The sequence below is a fragment of the Micromonospora kangleipakensis genome (assembly GCF_004217615.1).
Lineage (GTDB): Bacteria > Actinomycetota > Actinomycetes > Mycobacteriales > Micromonosporaceae > Micromonospora > Micromonospora kangleipakensis.
In genome coordinates this window covers 1-15,655 of the sequence record NZ_SHLD01000001.1, presented here as the reverse complement: position 1 = coordinate 15,655, position 15,655 = coordinate 1, and the positions used below count along the sequence as shown (strand labels likewise).

Sequence of the window (15,655 nt, the reverse complement as noted above, 5' to 3'; positions counted from 1 at the left end):
CACCAAGGCTCTCCGGCCGCCAGGCCGGAAAGGCTGTCGACAGAGTCCTAAGCGCCGACCGGCGCGCCGGGGCGAACGAACCAAGAAGTCCACAGGAGGACACCAGTGGCGAAGGCGAAGTTCGAGCGGACTAAGCCGCACGTCAACATCGGCACCATTGGTCACATCGACCACGGTAAGACGACGCTGACGGCGGCCATCACCAAGGTCCTGCACGACAGGTACCCGGATGTCAACCCCTACACGCCTTTCGACGAGATCGACAAGGCGCCGGAGGAGAAGGCCCGCGGTATCACGATCTCGATCGCACACGTCGAGTACCAGACCGAGGCGCGGCACTACGCACACGTCGACTGCCCCGGTCACGCCGACTACATCAAGAACATGATCACCGGTGCCGCGCAGATGGACGGCGCGATCCTGGTGGTGGCGGCGACCGACGGCCCGATGCCGCAGACCCGCGAGCACGTGCTGCTGGCCCGCCAGGTCGGTGTGCCGTACATCGTCGTGGCGCTGAACAAGAGCGACATGGTCGATGACGAGGAGCTGCTCGAGCTCGTCGAGCTCGAGGTCCGCGAGCTGCTGTCGGCGCAGGAGTACCCGGGCGACGACCTGCCGGTCGTGCGCGTCTCGGCGCTGAAGGCGCTCGAGGGCGAGCAGGAGTGGACCGATCGGCTCATGGAGCTGATGAACGCGGTCGACACCGCGATCCCGCAGCCGGAGCGCGAGACCGAGAAGCCGTTCCTGATGCCGATCGAGGACGTCTTCACGATCACCGGTCGTGGCACGGTCGTCACCGGTCGCGCGGAGCGCGGCATCCTCAAGCCGAACGAGGAGGTGGAGATCGTCGGGATCCGCGAGAAGTCGCAGAAGACGGTCTGCACCGGCATCGAGATGTTCCGCAAGCTGCTCGACGAGGCCCGCGCGGGCGAGAACGTCGGTCTGCTGCTGCGTGGCATCAAGCGCGAGGACGTCGAGCGCGGCATGGTGGTCGTCAAGCCGGGCACCAGCACCCCGCACACGGAGTTCGAGGCGACCGTCTACATCCTCTCCAAGGAGGAGGGTGGCCGGCACACCCCGTTCTTCCAGAACTACCGTCCGCAGTTCTACTTCCGGACCACGGACGTCACCGGCGTCGTCACGCTGCCCGAGGGCACCGAGATGGTCATGCCGGGTGACAACACCACCATGACCGTCAAGCTGATCCAGCCCATCGCGATGGAGGAAAACCTCAAGTTCGCGATCCGGGAGGGTGGCCGGACGGTCGGCGCGGGTCGCGTCACCAAGATCATTAAGTGAGCTAGGTAACCCCGATTAGCGTCGCCGCCGGTCGTGCGGCATACTAGTCAGGTTGCGTAACGACAGTTCGTCGACCCGCGTCCGGCTCAGGCTGGACCTCCGGGACGGAGAGCAGTCGCGCGTAGGGTGGTTGACTGCCCAGTGCGGTCAACCACCCTCGCACGGCGCCCAGGTCGCGTTGACGCGATCGGCGCCAAGACCCACCGCGTGGTCAGAGGATCGCTCCGGAGTCCCGGGGCGGAGCCTGGCCCGAGGGCGCGACACGCCCGACCGCGGGGGTCGGCGAAGTGGGGCTGTACCAGCCGGTACAGGCGCCCGCAACACAGCGGCATCGAGAGAAGGAACAGAAGCCACCATGGCGGGACAGAAGATCCGCATCCGGCTCAAGGCCTATGACCACGAGGTCGTCGACTCCTCGGCTCGGAAGATCGTCGAGACGGTGACGCGTACCGGGGCGCAGGTCGCTGGCCCGGTGCCGCTGCCCACGGAGATCAACCGTTTCTGCGTCATCCGCTCGCCGCACAAGTACAAGGACTCGCGCGAGCACTTCGAGATGCGCACGCACAAGCGTCTGATCGACATCATCGACCCGACCCCGAAGACGGTCGACTCGCTCATGCGCCTCGACCTGCCGGCTGGCGTCGACATCGAGATCAAGCTGTAGGGACCGGACAAATGGACAGGCAAGTCAAGGGGATCCTGGGCGCAAAGCTCGGCATGACCCAGGTCTGGGACAACAACCGCGTTGTCCCCGTGACCGTGGTTCAGGCCGGCCCGTGCGTCATCAGCCAGGTTCGTAGCGCCGAGAAGGACGGTTACTCCGCGGTCCAGCTGGCGTACGGCACGATCGACCCGCGCAAGGTCAAGAAGCCGATCAGCGGGCACTACGCGAAGGCGGACGTGGCGCCGCGCCGGCACATCGTCGAGCTGCGCACCGCGGACGCCACGGACTACTCGCTGGGCCAGGAGGTCACGGTCGAGGAGTTCCCGGCCGGCGTCACCATCGACGTCACCGGCAAGACCAAGGGCAAGGGCTACGCCGGCCCGATGAAGCGGCACGGCTTCCACGGTCTGAAGGCCAGCCACGGTGTCGAGCGCAAGCACCGCTCGCCCGGCTCCATCGGCGCCTGCGCCACCCCGGGTCGTGTCTTCAAGGGCACCCGGATGGCCGGCCGGATGGGTGGCGTGCGCTACACCGTCCAGAACCTGACCGTCCAGGCGGTCGACACCGAGAACAACCTCCTGCTCGTCCGTGGCGCCATCCCCGGCCCCAAGGGTGCGCTGGTCCTGGTCCGTACCGCGGCCAAGACCAAGGTGAAGAAGGGCGGTGCGGCCAAGTGACCACCGTTGACGTCCGCAACGTCGAGGGCGCCAAGAGCGGCTCCGTCGAGCTGCCGGCCGACATCTTCGACGTCCAGGCCAACCTCGCGCTGATGCACCAGGTCGTGGTGGCCCAGCTCGCGGCGGCCCGGCAGGGCACGCACAAGGTCAAGACCCGCGGCGAGGTCGCCGGTGGCGGCAAGAAGCCGTACAAGCAGAAGGGCACCGGTCGTGCCCGCCAGGGCTCGATCCGCGCGCCGCAGTTCGCCGGCGGTGGCGTGGTCCACGGCCCGGTGCCGCGCGACTACAGCCAGCGGACCCCGAAGAAGATGAAGGCCGCCGCCCTGCGTGGCGCCCTCTCCGACCGGGCCCGCGCCGGGCAGGTGCACGTCGTCGAGGCGTTCGTCTCGGGCGAGAAGCCGTCGACCAAGGCCGCGCTGGCCACGCTGACCAAGCTGACCGAGGCCCGTCGGGTCCTGGTCGTGCTGAGCAGCACCGACGAGCTGAACTGGGTGTCGCTGCGCAACGAGCCGCGGGTGCACCTGATCGAGGCCGGCCAGCTCAACACGTACGACGTGCTGGTGGCCGACGACGTGGTCTTCACCAAGGACGCCCTGGACGAGTTCCTGGGTGTTCCCGCCGAGACCACCGAGGAGGGTGGCAAGTGAGCACGATCGCCGATCCGCGGGACATCATCATCGCGCCGGTCGTCTCGGAGAAGAGCTACAGCGAGCTGAACCGGAACTGGTACACCTTCCTGGTGCACCCGGACGCGCACAAGACCGAGATCAAGATCGCTATCCAGCAGATCTTCAACGTCCGCGTCCTGACGGTCAACACGCTCAACCGCCAGGGCAAGCGCAAGCGCACCAAGACCGGCTTCGGTCAGCGCAAGGCCACCAAGCGGGCGATCGTGAAGCTGGCTGACGGAGACCGTATCGAGGCCTTCGGCGGCCCGGTCAGCTGAGGGGTGTAGACAATGGCTATCCGTAAGTACAAGCCGACGACGCCGGGCCGGCGTGGCTCGAGCGTCGCCGACTTCGCCGAGATCACCCGGTCGACGCCCGAGAAGTCGCTGCTGGCTCCGCTGCCGAAGAAGGGCGGGCGTAACGCCCACGGCCGGATCACCACGCGGCACCACGGTGGCGGCCACAAGCGCCAGTACCGTCTGATCGACTTCAAGCGGGTCGACAAGGACGGCGTGCCGGCGAAGGTCGCCCACATCGAGTACGACCCGAACCGCACCGCGCGGATCGCGCTGCTGCACTACGCCGACGGCGAGAAGCGTTACATCATCGCGCCGAAGGACCTGAAGCAGGGCGACGCCGTCGAGTCCGGTCCGGGCGCCGACATCAAGCCGGGCAACAACCTGCCGCTGCGCAACATCCCGGTCGGTAGCACCATCCACGCGGTGGAGCTGCGTCCCGGCGGTGGCGCCAAGCTGGCCCGCTCGGCCGGCGTCGGCATCCAGCTGCTCGGCCGGGAGGGCGCGTACGCGACCCTCCGGATGCCGTCCGGTGAGATCCGGCGCGTCGACGTCCGTTGCCGCGCCAGCATCGGCGAGATCGGCAACGCCGACCAGTCGAACATCAACTGGGGTAAGGCCGGCCGGATGCGGTGGAAGGGCAAGCGCCCGACCGTCCGTGGTGTCGCCATGAACCCGGTCGACCACCCGCACGGTGGTGGTGAGGGTAAGACCTCCGGCGGTCGCCACCCGGTCAACCCGCAGGGTAAGCCCGAGGGCCGCACCCGTCGTAAGGGCCAGCCGAGTGACCGGCTGATCGTCCGCCGCCGCTACGCCACGCGTAAGCGCGGCTGAGGGAGATAAGACATGCCTCGCAGCCTGAAGAAGGGCCCGTTCATCGACGACCACCTGCTCAAGAAGGTGGAGACGCAGAACGAGAAGGGCTCGAAGAACGTCATCAAGACCTGGTCGCGGCGCTCGACGATCATCCCGGAGATGCTGGGTCACACGATCGCCGTGCACGACGGACGCAAGCACGTCCCGGTGTTCGTGACCGAGGCGATGGTCGGGCACAAGCTCGGCGAGTTCGCGCTGACCCGCACGTTCAAGGGTCACGAGAAGGACGACCGGAAGAGCCGTCGGCGCTGACGCCGCGGGCATACGGATAGAGGAACAAGGGGTTACAGCGATGCCAGGAAAGGGCGACGCTCCGGTGCTTCCGGGCGCGCGGGCGGTTGCGCGGCACGTGCGCATCTCGCCGATGAAGGCGCGCCGGGTGGTCAACCTCGTCCGCGGCCTGCCCGCGAAGGAGGCGCTCACGGTGCTGCAGTTCGCGCCGCAGGCTGCGAGCGAGCAGGTGTACAAGGTGCTCGCGAGCGCGATCGCCAACGCGGAGAACAACGAGCGGCTGGACCCCGACGCGCTGCTCGTCAGCGAGGCGTTCGTCGACGAGGGCCCGACCATGAAGCGGTTCCGGCCGCGGGCGCAGGGCCGGGCGTACCGGATCCGCAAGCGCACCTGCCACATCACCGTGGCGGTCGAGGCGGTCGCGCCGGCCGGACCGAAGAAGTCCGCGGCGAAGAAGGCCGCCCCGGCGAAGCAGGCCGAGGCCGCTGAGGCGGAGAGCAAGACGGAGGGCGCCGAGTAATGGGTCAGAAGGTTCACCCCACTGGATTCCGGCTCGGCATCTCGACCGACTGGAAGTCCCGCTGGTTCGCGGACAAGCTCTACAAGGACTACATCGGCGAGGACGTCAAGATTCGCCGGATGATGTCCAAGGGCCTCGAGCGCGCCGGCATCTCCAAGGTCGACATCGAGCGCACCCGGGACCGGGTCCGCGTCGACATCCACACCGCCCGGCCGGGCATCGTCATCGGCCGTAAGGGTGCGGAGGCCGACCGGATCCGCGGCGAGCTGGAGAAGCTCACCGGCAAGCAGGTGCAGCTGAACATCATCGAGGTGAAGAACCCCGAGTCGGACGCGCAGCTGGTTGCCCAGGGCGTTGCCGAGCAGCTGTCCAGCCGGGTCAGCTTCCGTCGGGCGATGCGCAAGGCGATGCAGTCGGCCATGAAGAACCCGGTCTGCAAGGGCATCCGGGTGCAGGTCTCGGGTCGCCTCGGCGGCGCCGAGATGAGCCGGACCGAGTTCTACCGCGAGGGTCGGGTTCCGCTGCACACGCTGCGGGCCAACATCGAGTACGGCTTCTTCGAGGCCCGTACCACCTTCGGCCGGATCGGCGTGAAGGTCTGGATCTACAAGGGCGACGCCGTCCCGGGCCGGGAGGCTCCGGCCGAGGCCGGTCCGTCCCGCCCGCGCCGTGACCGCGGTGAGCGCCCCGAGCGGCCGCGCCGTGGCCGGTCGGGTTCGTCCGGCACGACCGCCGGTGGCACCGAGGCCGGCCGGGCTGCCGCGACCACCATCGCGCAGCAGGCCGAGACGCCGAGCGGCGAGCCGGTTGACGCCGGCGCTGTCGCCGCGACCGCGTCCGCTCCGGCCGCCACTCAGCCGGCAGAAACGCAGCAGGAGGGCTGACAGATGCTGATGCCGCGCAAGCCCCCGAAGGGCTTCCGCAAGCCGCACCACCCGGACCGCCACGGCGCGTCCAAGGGTGGTAACCGGGTGGTGTTCGGCGAGTTCGGGATCCAGGCTCTCGAGCCGGCGTACGTGACCAACCGGCAGATCGAGTCGGCGCGTATCGCGATGACCCGTCACATCAAGCGTGGCGGCAAGGTCTGGATCACGATCTTCCCGGACCAGGCGCTGACCAAGAAGCCGGCCGAAACCCGGATGGGTTCCGGTAAGGGTTCGCCCGAGTGGTGGGTCGCCAACGTCAAGCCGGGGCGGGTTCTCTTCGAGATGTCCTTCCCCAACGAGCAGATCGCGCGAGAGGCGATGCGTCGCGCGATCCACAAGCTCCCGATGAAGTGCCGGATTGTTACGCGCGAAGTGGGTGAATCCTGATGGCAGCGGGCGTTAAGGCGACCGAGCTGCGTGAGCTCTCCGAGGAGGAGCTGGTCACGAAGCTTCGGGAGGCCAAGGCGGAGCTGTTCAACCTCCGCGTGCAGGCCGCAACCGGGCAGCTGGACAACAACCGGCGGCTGCAGGTCATCCGTCGGGAGATCGCCCGGATCTACACGATCATGCGTGAGCGCGAGCTGGGTCTCTCGGCCGCGCCGACTGAGGTGACTGCATCATGAGCGAGAACACCACCGCCGCCGCGCGGGCCCGCCGTAAGGTGCGTGAGGGCCTCGTGGTCAGCGACAAGATGGAAAAGACCGTCGTGGTCGAGGTCGAGGACCGGGTCAAGCACGCGCTGTACGGCAAGATCATGCGCCGGACACGCAAGCTGAAGGTGCACGACGAGCAGAACTCCGCCGGGATCGGCGACCGGGTTGTGATCATGGAGACCCGGCCGCTCTCCGCCACCAAGCGTTGGCGGCTCGTGGAGATCCTCGAGAAGGCCAAGTAGCGAAGGCTCGAGCTCGGCCGGCAAGGTCGGGCGCAGGTTCCGCCAGGCTCCGGCCGCCTTCGGGCGGCCGGAGAACCGGCAGACATAGGAGATAGACGTGATTCAGCAGGAGTCGCGACTGCGCGTCGCCGACAACACGGGTGCCCGGGAGATCCTGTGCATCCGGGTTCTCGGTGGCTCCGGTCGGCGCTACGCGAGCATCGGCGACGTCATCGTGGCCACGGTCAAGGACGCGATCCCCGGTGCCGGTGTGAAGAAGGGCGACGTCGTCAAGGCCGTCGTCGTTCGCACCGCCAAGGAGAGGCGGCGGCCGGACGGCTCGTACATCCGCTTCGACGAGAACGCCGCCGTCATCATCAAGGACGGTGGGGACCCGCGCGGTACCCGCATCTTCGGCCCGGTGGGTCGGGAGCTGCGGGACAAGCGGTTCATGAAGATCATCTCTCTCGCGCCGGAGGTGTTGTGACCGTGAAGGTCAAGAAGGGCGACACGGTCGTCGTCATCGCCGGCAAGGACAAGGGTGCCAAGGGCAAGGTCATCGCGGCCTACCCGCGGCAGGACAAGGTCCTGGTCGAGGGCGTGAACCGGGTCAAGAAGCACACTCGCATCAGCACCACTCAGCGTGGCGCCAAGACCGGTGGCATCGTCACCCAGGAGGCCCCGATCCACGTCTCGAACGTGCAGGTCCTGGACTCCGACGGGAAGCCGACCCGCGTCGGTTACCGGATCGACGACAACGGCCAGAAGGTCCGCATCGCGCGTAGCACCGGTAAGGACCTGTGATGACCACGGCTACCGAAACCAAGACCATGCCGCGCCTCAAGGAGCGGTACCGCAACGAGATCGTGGCCGAGCTGCAGAAGCAGCACGCCTACGGCAACCCCATGCAGGTGCCGCGGCTGGTCAAGATCGTCGTCAACATGGGTGTCGGCGAGGCTGCCCGGGACGCCAAGCTGATCGACGGCGCGGTCCGCGACCTGGCCACGATCACCGGCCAGAAGCCGCAGGTGCGGCGGGCGACCAAGTCCATCGCGCAGTTCAAGCTGCGTGAGGGCATGCCGATCGGCGCGAAGGTGACCCTGCGCGGCGACCGGATGTGGGAGTTCCTGGACCGGCTGCTCTCCATCGCGCTGCCGCGTATCCGCGACTTCCGCGGCCTGGACGGGCGCAAGCTCGACGGGCACGGCAACTACACGTTCGGTCTGACCGAGCAGTCGGTGTTCCACGAGATCGACCAGGACAAGATCGATCGCCCGCGGGGCATGGACATCACGGTGGTCACGACCGCCACGACTGACGACGAGGGCCGGGCGCTGCTCAAGCTCCTGGGCTTCCCGTTCAAGGAGAACTGAGATGGCCAAGAAGGCGCTGATCATCAAGGCGGCCGCGAAGCCGAAGTTCTCGGTTCGCGCGTACACCCGCTGCCAGCGGTGCGGGCGTCCGAAGGCGGTCTACCGCAAGTTCGGTCTCTGCCGGGTGTGCATCCGGGAGATGGCCCACCGCGGTGAGCTGCCCGGCGTGTCCAAGGCTTCCTGGTAATAGCCCGGCGCGCTCCGGCGCGTCAGCTGAACTGTCTCTTCGCCGTAGGCCCCGGGCAGTGCCCGGGGAACCCCGGCGAGAAAGGTTGACGAATTCATGACGATGACCGACCCGATCGCAGACATGCTCACGCGTCTGCGTAACGCCAACCAGGCGTACCACGACCAGGTGACGATGCCCTACTCGAAGATCAAGGCGAACATCGCCGAGGTCCTCAAGACCGAGGGTTACATCGCCACCTGGTCGGTCGAGGAGCCCGAGGAGGGCGCCGTCGGCAAGCGACTGGTCGTCGAGCTGAAGTACGGCCAGAACCGGGAGCGGAGCCTGGCCGGCATCAAGCGCGTGTCCAAGCCCGGTCTGCGGGTTTACGCCAAGTCGGACGGGCTCCCGCGGGTGCTCGGCGGGCTGGGCGTGGCGATCATTTCGACGTCCCAGGGGCTGCTCACCGACCGGCAGGCCCGCAAGCGGAGCGTTGGCGGGGAAGTCCTCGCCTTCGTCTGGTAACGGGAGACAGGTAGAAATGTCGCGTATTGGACGTAAGTCGATCCCGGTGCCAGCCGGCGTCGAGATCACGATCGACGGGCAGACCGTGAAGGTCAAGGGCCCGAAGGGCGAGCTGAGCCACGTCCTCGCCGAGCCGATCAAGGCGGAGCGGGGCGAGGACGGCGTGCTGCACGTCAACCGGCCCAACGACGAGCGCAAGGCCAAGGAACTGCACGGCCTGAGCCGGACGCTGGTCGCCAACATGATCGTCGGAGTGACCGAGGGCTACCGCAAGAGCCTCGAGATCGCCGGCACCGGTTACCGCGTCACCGCCAAGGGCAAGGACCTGGAGTTCGCGCTCGGGTTCTCGCACCCGGTGCTGGTGCCCGCCCCGGACGGCATCACCTTCACGGTGGAGAGGCCGACCCTGTTCCACGTGGCCGGCATCGACAAGCAGCAGGTCGGCGAGGTCGCCGCCAACATCCGGAAGATCCGCCCGCCGGAGCCCTACAAGGGCAAGGGCGTGAAGTACCAGGGCGAGGTCATCCGCCGCAAGGCTGGAAAGGCAGGTAAGAAGTGAGCGCCACGCTGCTCAAGCGCCGCCGCGGCGTCGCCGCCAAGCGCGCCGTCGGGCGTGCGCGCCGGCACTTCCGGGTCCGCAAGAACGTCAGCGGCACCACCGAGCGTCCCCGCCTGGTCGTCACCCGCTCCCTGCGGCACATCGTCGCCCAGATCGTGGACGACACCAAGGGTCACACCCTGGCGTCGGCCTCGACCCTGGACGCCTCGCTGCGCGGCGCCGAGGGCGACAAGAGCGCCCTGGCCGGCAAGGTCGGCGCCCTGCTCGCCGAGCGGGCCAAGGCCGCCGGCATCTCGAAGGTCGTCTTCGACCGCGGTGGCAACCGGTACGCGGGGCGGGTCGCCGCGCTTGCCGACGCCGCCCGCGAAGCCGGGCTCGAGTTCTAGAAACCCCGTCACGAGAGAGAAGGAAGGCTGCTGATGCCAGGTCAACAGCGCCGTGGCGGCGGGTCCGGTGGCAACGAGGGTGGTCGCCGCGACAACCGCCGTGAGGGCGGCCGCGGAAACGCGCCCGTCGAGAAGACCCCGCACCTCGAGCGGGTCGTCGCGATCAACCGCGTCGCCAAGGTCGTGAAGGGTGGTCGTCGCTTCAGCTTCACCGCCCTGGTGATCGTGGGCGACGGCGACGGCACCGTCGGTGTGGGCTACGGAAAGGCCAAGGAGGTGCCCGCGGCGATCGCCAAGGGTGTCGAGGAGGCCAAGAAGCACTTCTTCAAGGTGCCGCGGATCGGCCAGTCGATCCCGCACCCGGTGCAGGGCGAGGACGCGGCCGGTGTGGTGCTGCTCAAGCCGGCCTCGGCCGGTACGGGCGTCATCGCCGGTGGTCCGGTGCGTGCCGTGCTGGAGTGCGCGGGCATCCACGACGTGCTCTCCAAGAGCCTCGGCTCGTCCAACCCGATCAACATCGTGCACGCCACGGTGGCGGCCCTGAAGGGGCTCGAGTCCCCGGAGCAGGTCGCGGCCCGTCGTGGTCTGCCGGTCGAGGACGTCGCGCCGGCCGCCATGCTGGCGTCGCGGGCGGGGGTGGCGCGCTGATGGCACGTCTCAAGGTCACCCAGCTCCGGTCCGAGATCGGGACCAAGCGCAACCAGCGTGAGTCGCTGCGGTCGCTCGGTCTCAAGCGGATCAACGACGTGGTGGTCAAGGAGGACCGGCCCGAGATCCGCGGCATGATCTTCACGGTCAACCACCTCGTGAAGGTCGAGGAGGTCGAGTAATGACGATCAAGGTTCACCACCTGCGCCCGGCCCCGGGTGCCAAGACCGCGAAGACCCGCGTGGGTCGCGGTGAGGGCTCCAAGGGCAAGACCGCCGGTCGCGGTACCAAGGGTTCGAAGGCCCGGAAGAACATCTCGGCGGCGTTCGAGGGTGGGCAGATGCCTATCCACATGCGCCTGCCGAAGCTGAAGGGCTTCAAGAACAAGTTCAAGGTCGTCTTCCAGGTGGTCAACCTGGACCGGCTCGCCGAGCTCTTCCCGAACGGCGGCGAGATCGGCCCGGTCGAGCTGGTCGAGGCCGGCGCGGTCCGCAAGGGCCAGCCGGTCAAGGTCCTCGGCACCGGCGACCTCGGTGGGGTGGCCCTCCAGGTGTCGGCGCACGCGTTCAGCGCGTCGGCCAAGGAGAAGATCACCGCCGCCGGTGGCTCGGTCACCGAGCTGTAAGGCAGAGGTACCCGTGGCGCCCGCTCAGTTGTCCAAGACTGGGCGGGCGCCATGGTCTACCCGGCCAGTGTGCGCCGGGTAACATCGGATTCGGTTTATGTAGCCGGGCACATCTGCCCGGACCGGGAGCGGGCTGTTAGAGTCCCATCCCAGCTATGGATATCGGGCGCTCGCCCGGCACCCACCCCGCCCCGCCAGGGATCACCGGCGGCCCGCCTCGCGCAGGAGGAAGAAGTTGCTGTCCGCCTTTCTCAGTGCGTTCCGTACGCCTGACCTGCGCAAGAAGCTGCTGTTCACAGTAGGCATCATCGCGGTCTACCGGCTCGGCGCAACGCTGCCCAGCCCAGGTGTCTCGTACGGCAACGTGCAGAAGTGTCTCGACACCATCCAGGGCAGTGGCACCGGCGTGCTGAACCTGCTGGACCTGTTCTCCGGTGGCGCGCTGCTGCAGCTCTCGGTCTTCGCGCTGGGCATCATGCCGTACATCACCGCGTCGATCATCCTGCAGCTGCTGACGGTGGTCATCCCGCGGCTGGAGCAGCTCCGCAAGGAGGGCCAGGCCGGCCAGGCGAAGATCACCCAGTACACCCGCTACCTGACGCTGGGCCTGGGCATCCTCCAGTCCTCGGCGTTCGTGGCGCTGGCGCGCTCCGGGCAGCTGTTCCAGAACCGCTGCGACCAGTTCCCGATCGTCCCCAAGGGCACCGGGATCCCGGACTGGCTGACCCTGACCATCCTGGTCATGACGATGACCGCCGGCACCGGCGTGGTGATGTGGCTCGGTGAGCTGATCACCGACCGGGGCGTCGGCAACGGCATGTCCGTCCTGATCTTCACCTCGATCGCGGCCCGGCTGCCCAGCGAGGGCTGGAAGATCAAGACCACCAAGGGCTGGGGGATGTTCGCCCTGGTGATCGTGCTGGTCCTGCTGGTCATCACCGCGGTCACCTTCATCGAGCAGGCGCAGCGCCGAATCCCGGTGCAGTACGCCAAGCGCATGATCGGCCGGCGGATGTACGGCGGCACCTCCACCTACATCCCGCTCAAGGTGAACCAGGCCGGTGTCATCCCGGTCATCTTCGCCTCGTCGCTGCTCTACCTGCCGCAGCTCGCGCTCCAGTTCTTCGACCAGACCAACCCGGGCAAGACCCAGGCCTGGTTCCAGAACCACATCGTGAAGGCGAGCGCGCCGGAGCACATCGCGATCTACTTCCTGCTGATCATCTTCTTCACGTACTTCTACGTGTCCATCACGTTCAACCCGACCGAGGTCGCGGACAACATGAAGAAGTACGGCGGCTTCGTGCCGGGCATCCGCCCCGGCAAGCCGACCGCCGAGTACCTCGACTTCATCCTCAGCCGGATCACCCTGCCGGGCGCGCTCTACCTGGGCGTCATCGCGATCCTGCCGAACTTCTTCTTCATCTGGCTGGACAGCCAGCAGTTCCAGAACTTCCCGTTCGGCGGCACCGCTGTGCTCATCATGGTCGGCGTCGGTCTGGAGACCGTGAAGCAGATCGAGAGCCAACTCATGCAGCGGAACTACGAAGGGTTCCTGCGGTAGATGCGACTCGTTCTGGTTGGCCCGCCGGGCGCGGGCAAGGGCACACAGGCGGAGTTCATCGCCGCCCACCTCTCGGTGCCGAAGATCTCGACCGGTGACATCTTCCGGGCCAACGTCTCGCAGGGCACGCCCCTGGGAGTCGAGGCCAAGCGGTACATGGATGCCGGCAAGCTGGTCCCGGACGAGGTCACCATCAACATGGTGCGGGACCGGCTCGCCGAGCCGGACGCCGCCGAGGGCTTCCTGCTCGACGGCTTCCCGCGGACCACGCCGCAGGCCGCCGCGCTGGACAAGCTCCTCGCCGACCTCGGCACCGCGCTGGACCTGGTGCTCGAGCTGGTCGTCGACGACGACGAGGTGATCCGGCGGCTCTCCGGCCGGCGGACCTGCCGGGGCTGCGGCAAGATCTGGCACGTCGAGTTCGATGCGACCACCCGCGAAGGCGTCTGCGACCGCTGCGGCGCCGAGCTGTTCCAGCGCGACGACGACAAGCCGGAGACGATCGCCGCCCGCCTCCGGGAGTACGCGGAGAAGACCGCGCCGCTGGTCGACTACTACGGCGCACAGGGCAAGCTCGTCGGCATCGACGCGACCGGGCCGGTGGAGGACGTCACCGTCCGCGCCATAGACGCCCTGCGCTCGTACGGCGGCTGACGTCCCGCCGGGTCTCCGGCGGATAGAGTGCGAACAGCGGGGTACGTCCGACGTGCCCCGCTGTTCCGCGCGACGAAAGGTAACGGCTCCGATGCGTCGTCCCCAGCTGGACATCCAGCTGAAGACTCCCGACCAGATCGAGAAGATGCGGGCCGCCGGTCTGGTGGTCGCCCGTGCGCTGCGTCTGATGCGGGAGGCGGTGGCGCCCGGGGTCAGCACCGCCGACCTCGACGCGATCGCCGAGTCGACCATCCGCGAGGCCGGTGCGATCCCGTCGTTCAAGGGCTACCACGGCTTCCCGGCGTCCATCTGCTCCTCGGTCAACGAGCAGGTCGTGCACGCGATCCCGTCGTCCCAGCAGGTGCTCCGCGAGGGGGACCTGATCTCGATCGACTGCGGCGCCGTGCTGAACGGCTGGCACGGGGACGCCGCCATCACCGTCGGGGTCGGCGAGGTCGACCCGGCCCTGCTGAAGATGGCCGCGGTCGCCGAGGACGCGATGTGGGCCGGGATCGCCGCCGCCGCCCGGGGTGCGGCGAGCGGCAAGGGGCGGCTCACCGACATCTCCCACGCGGTGGAGACCGCGGTCCGCAAGGGCGGCCGGTACGGCATCGTCGACGGGTACGGCGGGCACGGCATCGGCACCGAGATGCACCAGGATCCGCACGTGCTCAACCACGGGCGGCCGGGCAAGGGCCCGCGCCTGGTCCCCGGGCTGGCGCTGGCGATCGAGCCGATGATCACCATGGGCTCGCCGCGCACGGTGGAGCTGACCGACGGCTGGACCGTGGTGACCCGGGACCGGTCGATGGCGGCGCACGTCGAGCACTCGATGGCGCTGCTGGACGACGGCGTCTGGGTGCTGACCGCCGAGGACGGCGGTCGCGCTCGCCTCGGTGACCTGGTGACCGCCCGCCAGTCGGCCGACTCCCCGGCCCGCTGACGGCCGATCCCCTTCGGGCCCCTGCTGCTGCCGGCGGCTGGGGCGACAGGCTCCCGGCCGCTTCGTCCGCGCTGTCCGGATCCGGCTGCGGCCGCTGCGGCCCGCTGGGGTTGGTGGCGGAGCGGTGGCATGCTTGCCGGCATGGACGGGCGGGACGGCATGCGGGCGGCCGACGCGGACCGGCAGGAGGCGGCGGAGCGGCTCCGGGTCGCGCTCGAAGAGGGCCGGATCGACCTCTACGAGTACGACGAGCGGCTGCAACGGACCTACGGCGCGAAGACGTACGGGGAACTGGGCCAAGTCCTGGCCGACCTCCCCGGACCGGCGCCGCTGGAGCGCTCGGGGCTGGCTCCGCGCCAGCCGGGCCCGGCCGACGTCGCCGCGCCCGTGCCGCCGGCGGCCGCCCCGGCGCCGGCGTCCGGTCCGGTGCCGTCCGGCGTCCGGGGCAACTGGCTGCTCGAGGTGTGGATGCCCTGGCTGCGGGTCGCGGTGATCCTGAACGCGATCTGGCTGCTCTCCGCCGTCGGCGCCGGGGAGCTGATCTTCTACTGGCCGCTCTGGGTGCTCGGACCGTGGGGCGCGGTGCTGCTGATGCGGACTGCGGGCGGGCTGGCGGGTGGTGAGCCTCGCCACCGGGACGACCGCGGGAGCGCCGCCGGGGCCGCCGACAGGCCCGGCGGGCGGGGGAGCGGTAGCGTCATCGCCCGTCCCGGCGCGGGATGCGCCCGGGGTGTCCGTTTTCCCCGGGCGGGTGACGTGCGGGCCGGCCGGTTTGGCGACGGCCCGCAGGCGGGCGTACACTTTCAGATCGGCGCACAGCGTCCACTCCGGCATGCCCACCCTGCGCTTCGGTGGGAGTCGGAGCCGCGGCTGGCTCGGGCCCGGCGATTCTCGTCGGAGCCCGTGTAAGACGTTGTGGGCCGTCCGGAGTAACCGACGTCAGGACAGCGGAGGACATGCCGAAAAAAGACGGAGCCATGAGATCAGAGGGTCGGGTCATCGAGCCCCTGCCCGAACGCCATGTTCCGGGTGAGCTCGCGAACGGTCACAAGGTGCTGGCTCACATCAGCGGCAAGATGCGGCAGCACTACATCCGCATCCTGCCGGAGGACCGGGTCGTCGTCGAACTCTCGCCGTACGACCTGACCCGCGGGCGCATCGTCTACCGCTACAAGTAAAGC

27 protein-coding genes are annotated in these 15,655 nt (G+C 68.6%); all 27 read left to right on the top strand.

The window, feature by feature from the left end; all coding sequences use genetic code 11:
- Window positions 1-105: 105 nt before the first annotated feature.
- On the top strand, window positions 106-1,299 hold the full coding sequence (gene tuf, locus EV384_RS00135; RefSeq protein WP_130328951.1) for an elongation factor Tu: 1,194 nt from the start codon (window positions 106-108) through the stop codon (window positions 1,297-1,299).
- A 355-nt stretch (window positions 1,300-1,654) separates the two neighbouring features.
- Window positions 1,655-1,963 (top strand): 30S ribosomal protein S10, encoded by a 309-nt coding sequence (gene rpsJ, locus EV384_RS00130; protein WP_007073037.1) that lies wholly within the window; start codon window positions 1,655-1,657, stop codon window positions 1,961-1,963.
- Window positions 1,964-1,974: 11 nt separating this feature from the next.
- A complete protein-coding gene (gene rplC / locus EV384_RS00125; RefSeq protein WP_130328950.1) occupies window positions 1,975-2,640 on the top strand; it encodes a 50S ribosomal protein L3 in 666 nt (221 codons plus the stop codon).
- On the top strand, window positions 2,637-3,287 hold the full coding sequence (gene rplD, locus EV384_RS00120) for a 50S ribosomal protein L4 (RefSeq protein WP_109801296.1): 651 nt from the start codon (window positions 2,637-2,639) through the stop codon (window positions 3,285-3,287). The genes rplC and rplD overlap by 4 nt, the downstream gene beginning before the upstream one ends.
- Window positions 3,284-3,586, top strand: a complete 303-nt coding sequence (rplW, locus tag EV384_RS00115) for a 50S ribosomal protein L23 (RefSeq protein ID WP_130328949.1) — start codon at window positions 3,284-3,286, stop codon at window positions 3,584-3,586. Before rplD ends, rplW begins: the two co-directional genes overlap by 4 nt.
- 12 nt (window positions 3,587-3,598) lie before the next feature.
- Window positions 3,599-4,438 carry a 50S ribosomal protein L2 gene (rplB, locus tag EV384_RS00110; protein WP_130328948.1) on the top strand — a complete coding sequence of 280 codons (840 nt, stop codon included), beginning with the start codon at window positions 3,599-3,601 and terminating at the stop codon, window positions 4,436-4,438.
- A gap of 12 nt (window positions 4,439-4,450) precedes the next feature.
- Entirely contained in the window at window positions 4,451-4,732 is a 282-nt protein-coding gene (gene rpsS / locus EV384_RS00105) for a 30S ribosomal protein S19 (protein WP_013735950.1), read from the top strand.
- Window positions 4,733-4,772: 40 nt separating this feature from the next.
- Window positions 4,773-5,231: a 50S ribosomal protein L22 gene (rplV, locus tag EV384_RS00100; RefSeq protein WP_130328947.1), complete on the top strand. Its 459-nt coding sequence runs from the start codon at window positions 4,773-4,775 to the stop codon at window positions 5,229-5,231.
- A complete protein-coding gene (rpsC, locus tag EV384_RS00095; protein ID WP_130328946.1) occupies window positions 5,231-6,115 on the top strand; it encodes a 30S ribosomal protein S3 in 885 nt (294 codons plus the stop codon). Before rplV ends, rpsC begins: the two co-directional genes overlap by 1 nt.
- A gap of 3 nt (window positions 6,116-6,118) precedes the next feature.
- On the top strand, window positions 6,119-6,544 hold the full coding sequence (gene rplP / locus EV384_RS00090; protein WP_073834927.1) for a 50S ribosomal protein L16: 426 nt from the start codon (window positions 6,119-6,121) through the stop codon (window positions 6,542-6,544).
- Window positions 6,544-6,780 carry a 50S ribosomal protein L29 gene (gene rpmC, locus EV384_RS00085; RefSeq protein WP_007465283.1) on the top strand — a complete coding sequence of 79 codons (237 nt, stop codon included), beginning with the start codon at window positions 6,544-6,546 and terminating at the stop codon, window positions 6,778-6,780. The genes rplP and rpmC overlap by 1 nt, the downstream gene beginning before the upstream one ends.
- On the top strand, window positions 6,777-7,052 hold the full coding sequence (rpsQ, locus tag EV384_RS00080; RefSeq protein WP_130328945.1) for a 30S ribosomal protein S17: 276 nt from the start codon (window positions 6,777-6,779) through the stop codon (window positions 7,050-7,052). Before rpmC ends, rpsQ begins: the two co-directional genes overlap by 4 nt.
- Window positions 7,053-7,149: 97 nt before the next feature.
- The gene (gene rplN, locus EV384_RS00075) at window positions 7,150-7,518 is read left to right on the top strand and encodes a 50S ribosomal protein L14 (RefSeq protein ID WP_007465279.1); all 369 of its coding nucleotides are present in this window, start codon (window positions 7,150-7,152) and stop codon (window positions 7,516-7,518) included.
- Window positions 7,515-7,835 carry a 50S ribosomal protein L24 gene (rplX, locus tag EV384_RS00070; protein ID WP_007465276.1) on the top strand — a complete coding sequence of 107 codons (321 nt, stop codon included), beginning with the start codon at window positions 7,515-7,517 and terminating at the stop codon, window positions 7,833-7,835. Before rplN ends, rplX begins: the two co-directional genes overlap by 4 nt.
- On the top strand, window positions 7,835-8,404 hold the full coding sequence (gene rplE / locus EV384_RS00065) for a 50S ribosomal protein L5 (RefSeq protein ID WP_130328944.1): 570 nt from the start codon (window positions 7,835-7,837) through the stop codon (window positions 8,402-8,404). Before rplX ends, rplE begins: the two co-directional genes overlap by 1 nt.
- A gap of 1 nt (window position 8,405) precedes the next feature.
- Window positions 8,406-8,591 (top strand): type Z 30S ribosomal protein S14, encoded by a 186-nt coding sequence (locus EV384_RS00060; RefSeq protein WP_007465272.1) that lies wholly within the window; start codon window positions 8,406-8,408, stop codon window positions 8,589-8,591.
- A 96-nt stretch (window positions 8,592-8,687) separates the two neighbouring features.
- The gene (gene rpsH, locus EV384_RS00055) at window positions 8,688-9,095 is read left to right on the top strand and encodes a 30S ribosomal protein S8 (RefSeq protein WP_130328943.1); all 408 of its coding nucleotides are present in this window, start codon (window positions 8,688-8,690) and stop codon (window positions 9,093-9,095) included.
- Between the two features lie 16 nt (window positions 9,096-9,111).
- Entirely contained in the window at window positions 9,112-9,654 is a 543-nt protein-coding gene (gene rplF, locus EV384_RS00050) for a 50S ribosomal protein L6 (protein WP_130328942.1), read from the top strand.
- The gene (gene rplR / locus EV384_RS00045) at window positions 9,651-10,040 is read left to right on the top strand and encodes a 50S ribosomal protein L18 (RefSeq protein WP_130328941.1); all 390 of its coding nucleotides are present in this window, start codon (window positions 9,651-9,653) and stop codon (window positions 10,038-10,040) included. Before rplF ends, rplR begins: the two co-directional genes overlap by 4 nt.
- A gap of 33 nt (window positions 10,041-10,073) precedes the next feature.
- Window positions 10,074-10,688, top strand: coding sequence for a 30S ribosomal protein S5 (gene rpsE / locus EV384_RS00040; protein ID WP_130328940.1), 615 nt, complete (start codon window positions 10,074-10,076; stop codon window positions 10,686-10,688).
- Entirely contained in the window at window positions 10,688-10,870 is a 183-nt protein-coding gene (gene rpmD, locus EV384_RS00035) for a 50S ribosomal protein L30 (protein WP_120729755.1), read from the top strand. Before rpsE ends, rpmD begins: the two co-directional genes overlap by 1 nt.
- Window positions 10,870-11,313: a 50S ribosomal protein L15 gene (gene rplO, locus EV384_RS00030; protein WP_130328939.1), complete on the top strand. Its 444-nt coding sequence runs from the start codon at window positions 10,870-10,872 to the stop codon at window positions 11,311-11,313. Before rpmD ends, rplO begins: the two co-directional genes overlap by 1 nt.
- Before the next feature lie 235 nt (window positions 11,314-11,548).
- The gene (gene secY, locus EV384_RS00025) at window positions 11,549-12,877 is read left to right on the top strand and encodes a preprotein translocase subunit SecY (RefSeq protein WP_130328938.1); all 1,329 of its coding nucleotides are present in this window, start codon (window positions 11,549-11,551) and stop codon (window positions 12,875-12,877) included.
- Complete coding sequence (locus EV384_RS00020; RefSeq protein WP_089012511.1) at window positions 12,878-13,531, top strand: adenylate kinase; 654 nt, start codon at window positions 12,878-12,880, stop codon at window positions 13,529-13,531.
- A 91-nt stretch (window positions 13,532-13,622) separates the two neighbouring features.
- Window positions 13,623-14,474 carry a type I methionyl aminopeptidase gene (gene map, locus EV384_RS00015; protein WP_130328937.1) on the top strand — a complete coding sequence of 284 codons (852 nt, stop codon included), beginning with the start codon at window positions 13,623-13,625 and terminating at the stop codon, window positions 14,472-14,474.
- A 141-nt stretch (window positions 14,475-14,615) separates the two neighbouring features.
- The gene (locus tag EV384_RS00010) at window positions 14,616-15,383 is read left to right on the top strand and encodes a DUF1707 SHOCT-like domain-containing protein (RefSeq protein WP_130328936.1); all 768 of its coding nucleotides are present in this window, start codon (window positions 14,616-14,618) and stop codon (window positions 15,381-15,383) included.
- Between the two features lie 47 nt (window positions 15,384-15,430).
- Window positions 15,431-15,652 (top strand): translation initiation factor IF-1, encoded by a 222-nt coding sequence (gene infA / locus EV384_RS00005; RefSeq protein WP_207232199.1) that lies wholly within the window; start codon window positions 15,431-15,433, stop codon window positions 15,650-15,652.
- Window positions 15,653-15,655: the final 3 nt, after the last annotated feature.

What these genes read in the sequence shown, in the direction of transcription:
- map (WP_130328937.1), top strand. Translation starts at nt 13,623, where the DNA reads ATGCGTCGTCCCCAGCTGGACATCCAGCTGAAGACTCCCGACCAGATC.
- rplE (WP_130328944.1), top strand. Translation starts at nt 7,835, where the DNA reads ATGACCACGGCTACCGAAACCAAGACCATGCCGCGCCTCAAGGAGCGG.
- rpsC (WP_130328946.1), top strand. Translation starts at nt 5,231, where the DNA reads ATGGGTCAGAAGGTTCACCCCACTGGATTCCGGCTCGGCATCTCGACC.
- rplP (WP_073834927.1), top strand. Translation starts at nt 6,119, where the DNA reads ATGCTGATGCCGCGCAAGCCCCCGAAGGGCTTCCGCAAGCCGCACCAC.
- rplF (WP_130328942.1), top strand. Translation starts at nt 9,112, where the DNA reads ATGTCGCGTATTGGACGTAAGTCGATCCCGGTGCCAGCCGGCGTCGAG.
- rpmC (WP_007465283.1), top strand. Translation starts at nt 6,544, where the DNA reads ATGGCAGCGGGCGTTAAGGCGACCGAGCTGCGTGAGCTCTCCGAGGAG.
- rplB (WP_130328948.1), top strand. Translation starts at nt 3,599, where the DNA reads ATGGCTATCCGTAAGTACAAGCCGACGACGCCGGGCCGGCGTGGCTCG.
- EV384_RS00060 (WP_007465272.1), top strand. Translation starts at nt 8,406, where the DNA reads ATGGCCAAGAAGGCGCTGATCATCAAGGCGGCCGCGAAGCCGAAGTTC.
- rpsJ (WP_007073037.1), top strand. Translation starts at nt 1,655, where the DNA reads ATGGCGGGACAGAAGATCCGCATCCGGCTCAAGGCCTATGACCACGAG.
- rpsE (WP_130328940.1), top strand. Translation starts at nt 10,074, where the DNA reads ATGCCAGGTCAACAGCGCCGTGGCGGCGGGTCCGGTGGCAACGAGGGT.
- rpsS (WP_013735950.1), top strand. Translation starts at nt 4,451, where the DNA reads ATGCCTCGCAGCCTGAAGAAGGGCCCGTTCATCGACGACCACCTGCTC.
- rpmD (WP_120729755.1), top strand. Translation starts at nt 10,688, where the DNA reads ATGGCACGTCTCAAGGTCACCCAGCTCCGGTCCGAGATCGGGACCAAG.
- EV384_RS00010 (WP_130328936.1), top strand. Translation starts at nt 14,616, where the DNA reads ATGGACGGGCGGGACGGCATGCGGGCGGCCGACGCGGACCGGCAGGAG.
- rpsQ (WP_130328945.1), top strand. Translation starts at nt 6,777, where the DNA reads ATGAGCGAGAACACCACCGCCGCCGCGCGGGCCCGCCGTAAGGTGCGT.
- rplO (WP_130328939.1), top strand. Translation starts at nt 10,870, where the DNA reads ATGACGATCAAGGTTCACCACCTGCGCCCGGCCCCGGGTGCCAAGACC.
- rpsH (WP_130328943.1), top strand. Translation starts at nt 8,688, where the DNA reads ATGACGATGACCGACCCGATCGCAGACATGCTCACGCGTCTGCGTAAC.
- infA (WP_207232199.1), top strand. Translation starts at nt 15,431, where the DNA reads ATGCCGAAAAAAGACGGAGCCATGAGATCAGAGGGTCGGGTCATCGAG.
- EV384_RS00020 (WP_089012511.1), top strand. Translation starts at nt 12,878, where the DNA reads ATGCGACTCGTTCTGGTTGGCCCGCCGGGCGCGGGCAAGGGCACACAG.
- rplC (WP_130328950.1), top strand. Translation starts at nt 1,975, where the DNA reads ATGGACAGGCAAGTCAAGGGGATCCTGGGCGCAAAGCTCGGCATGACC.
- rplV (WP_130328947.1), top strand. Translation starts at nt 4,773, where the DNA reads ATGCCAGGAAAGGGCGACGCTCCGGTGCTTCCGGGCGCGCGGGCGGTT.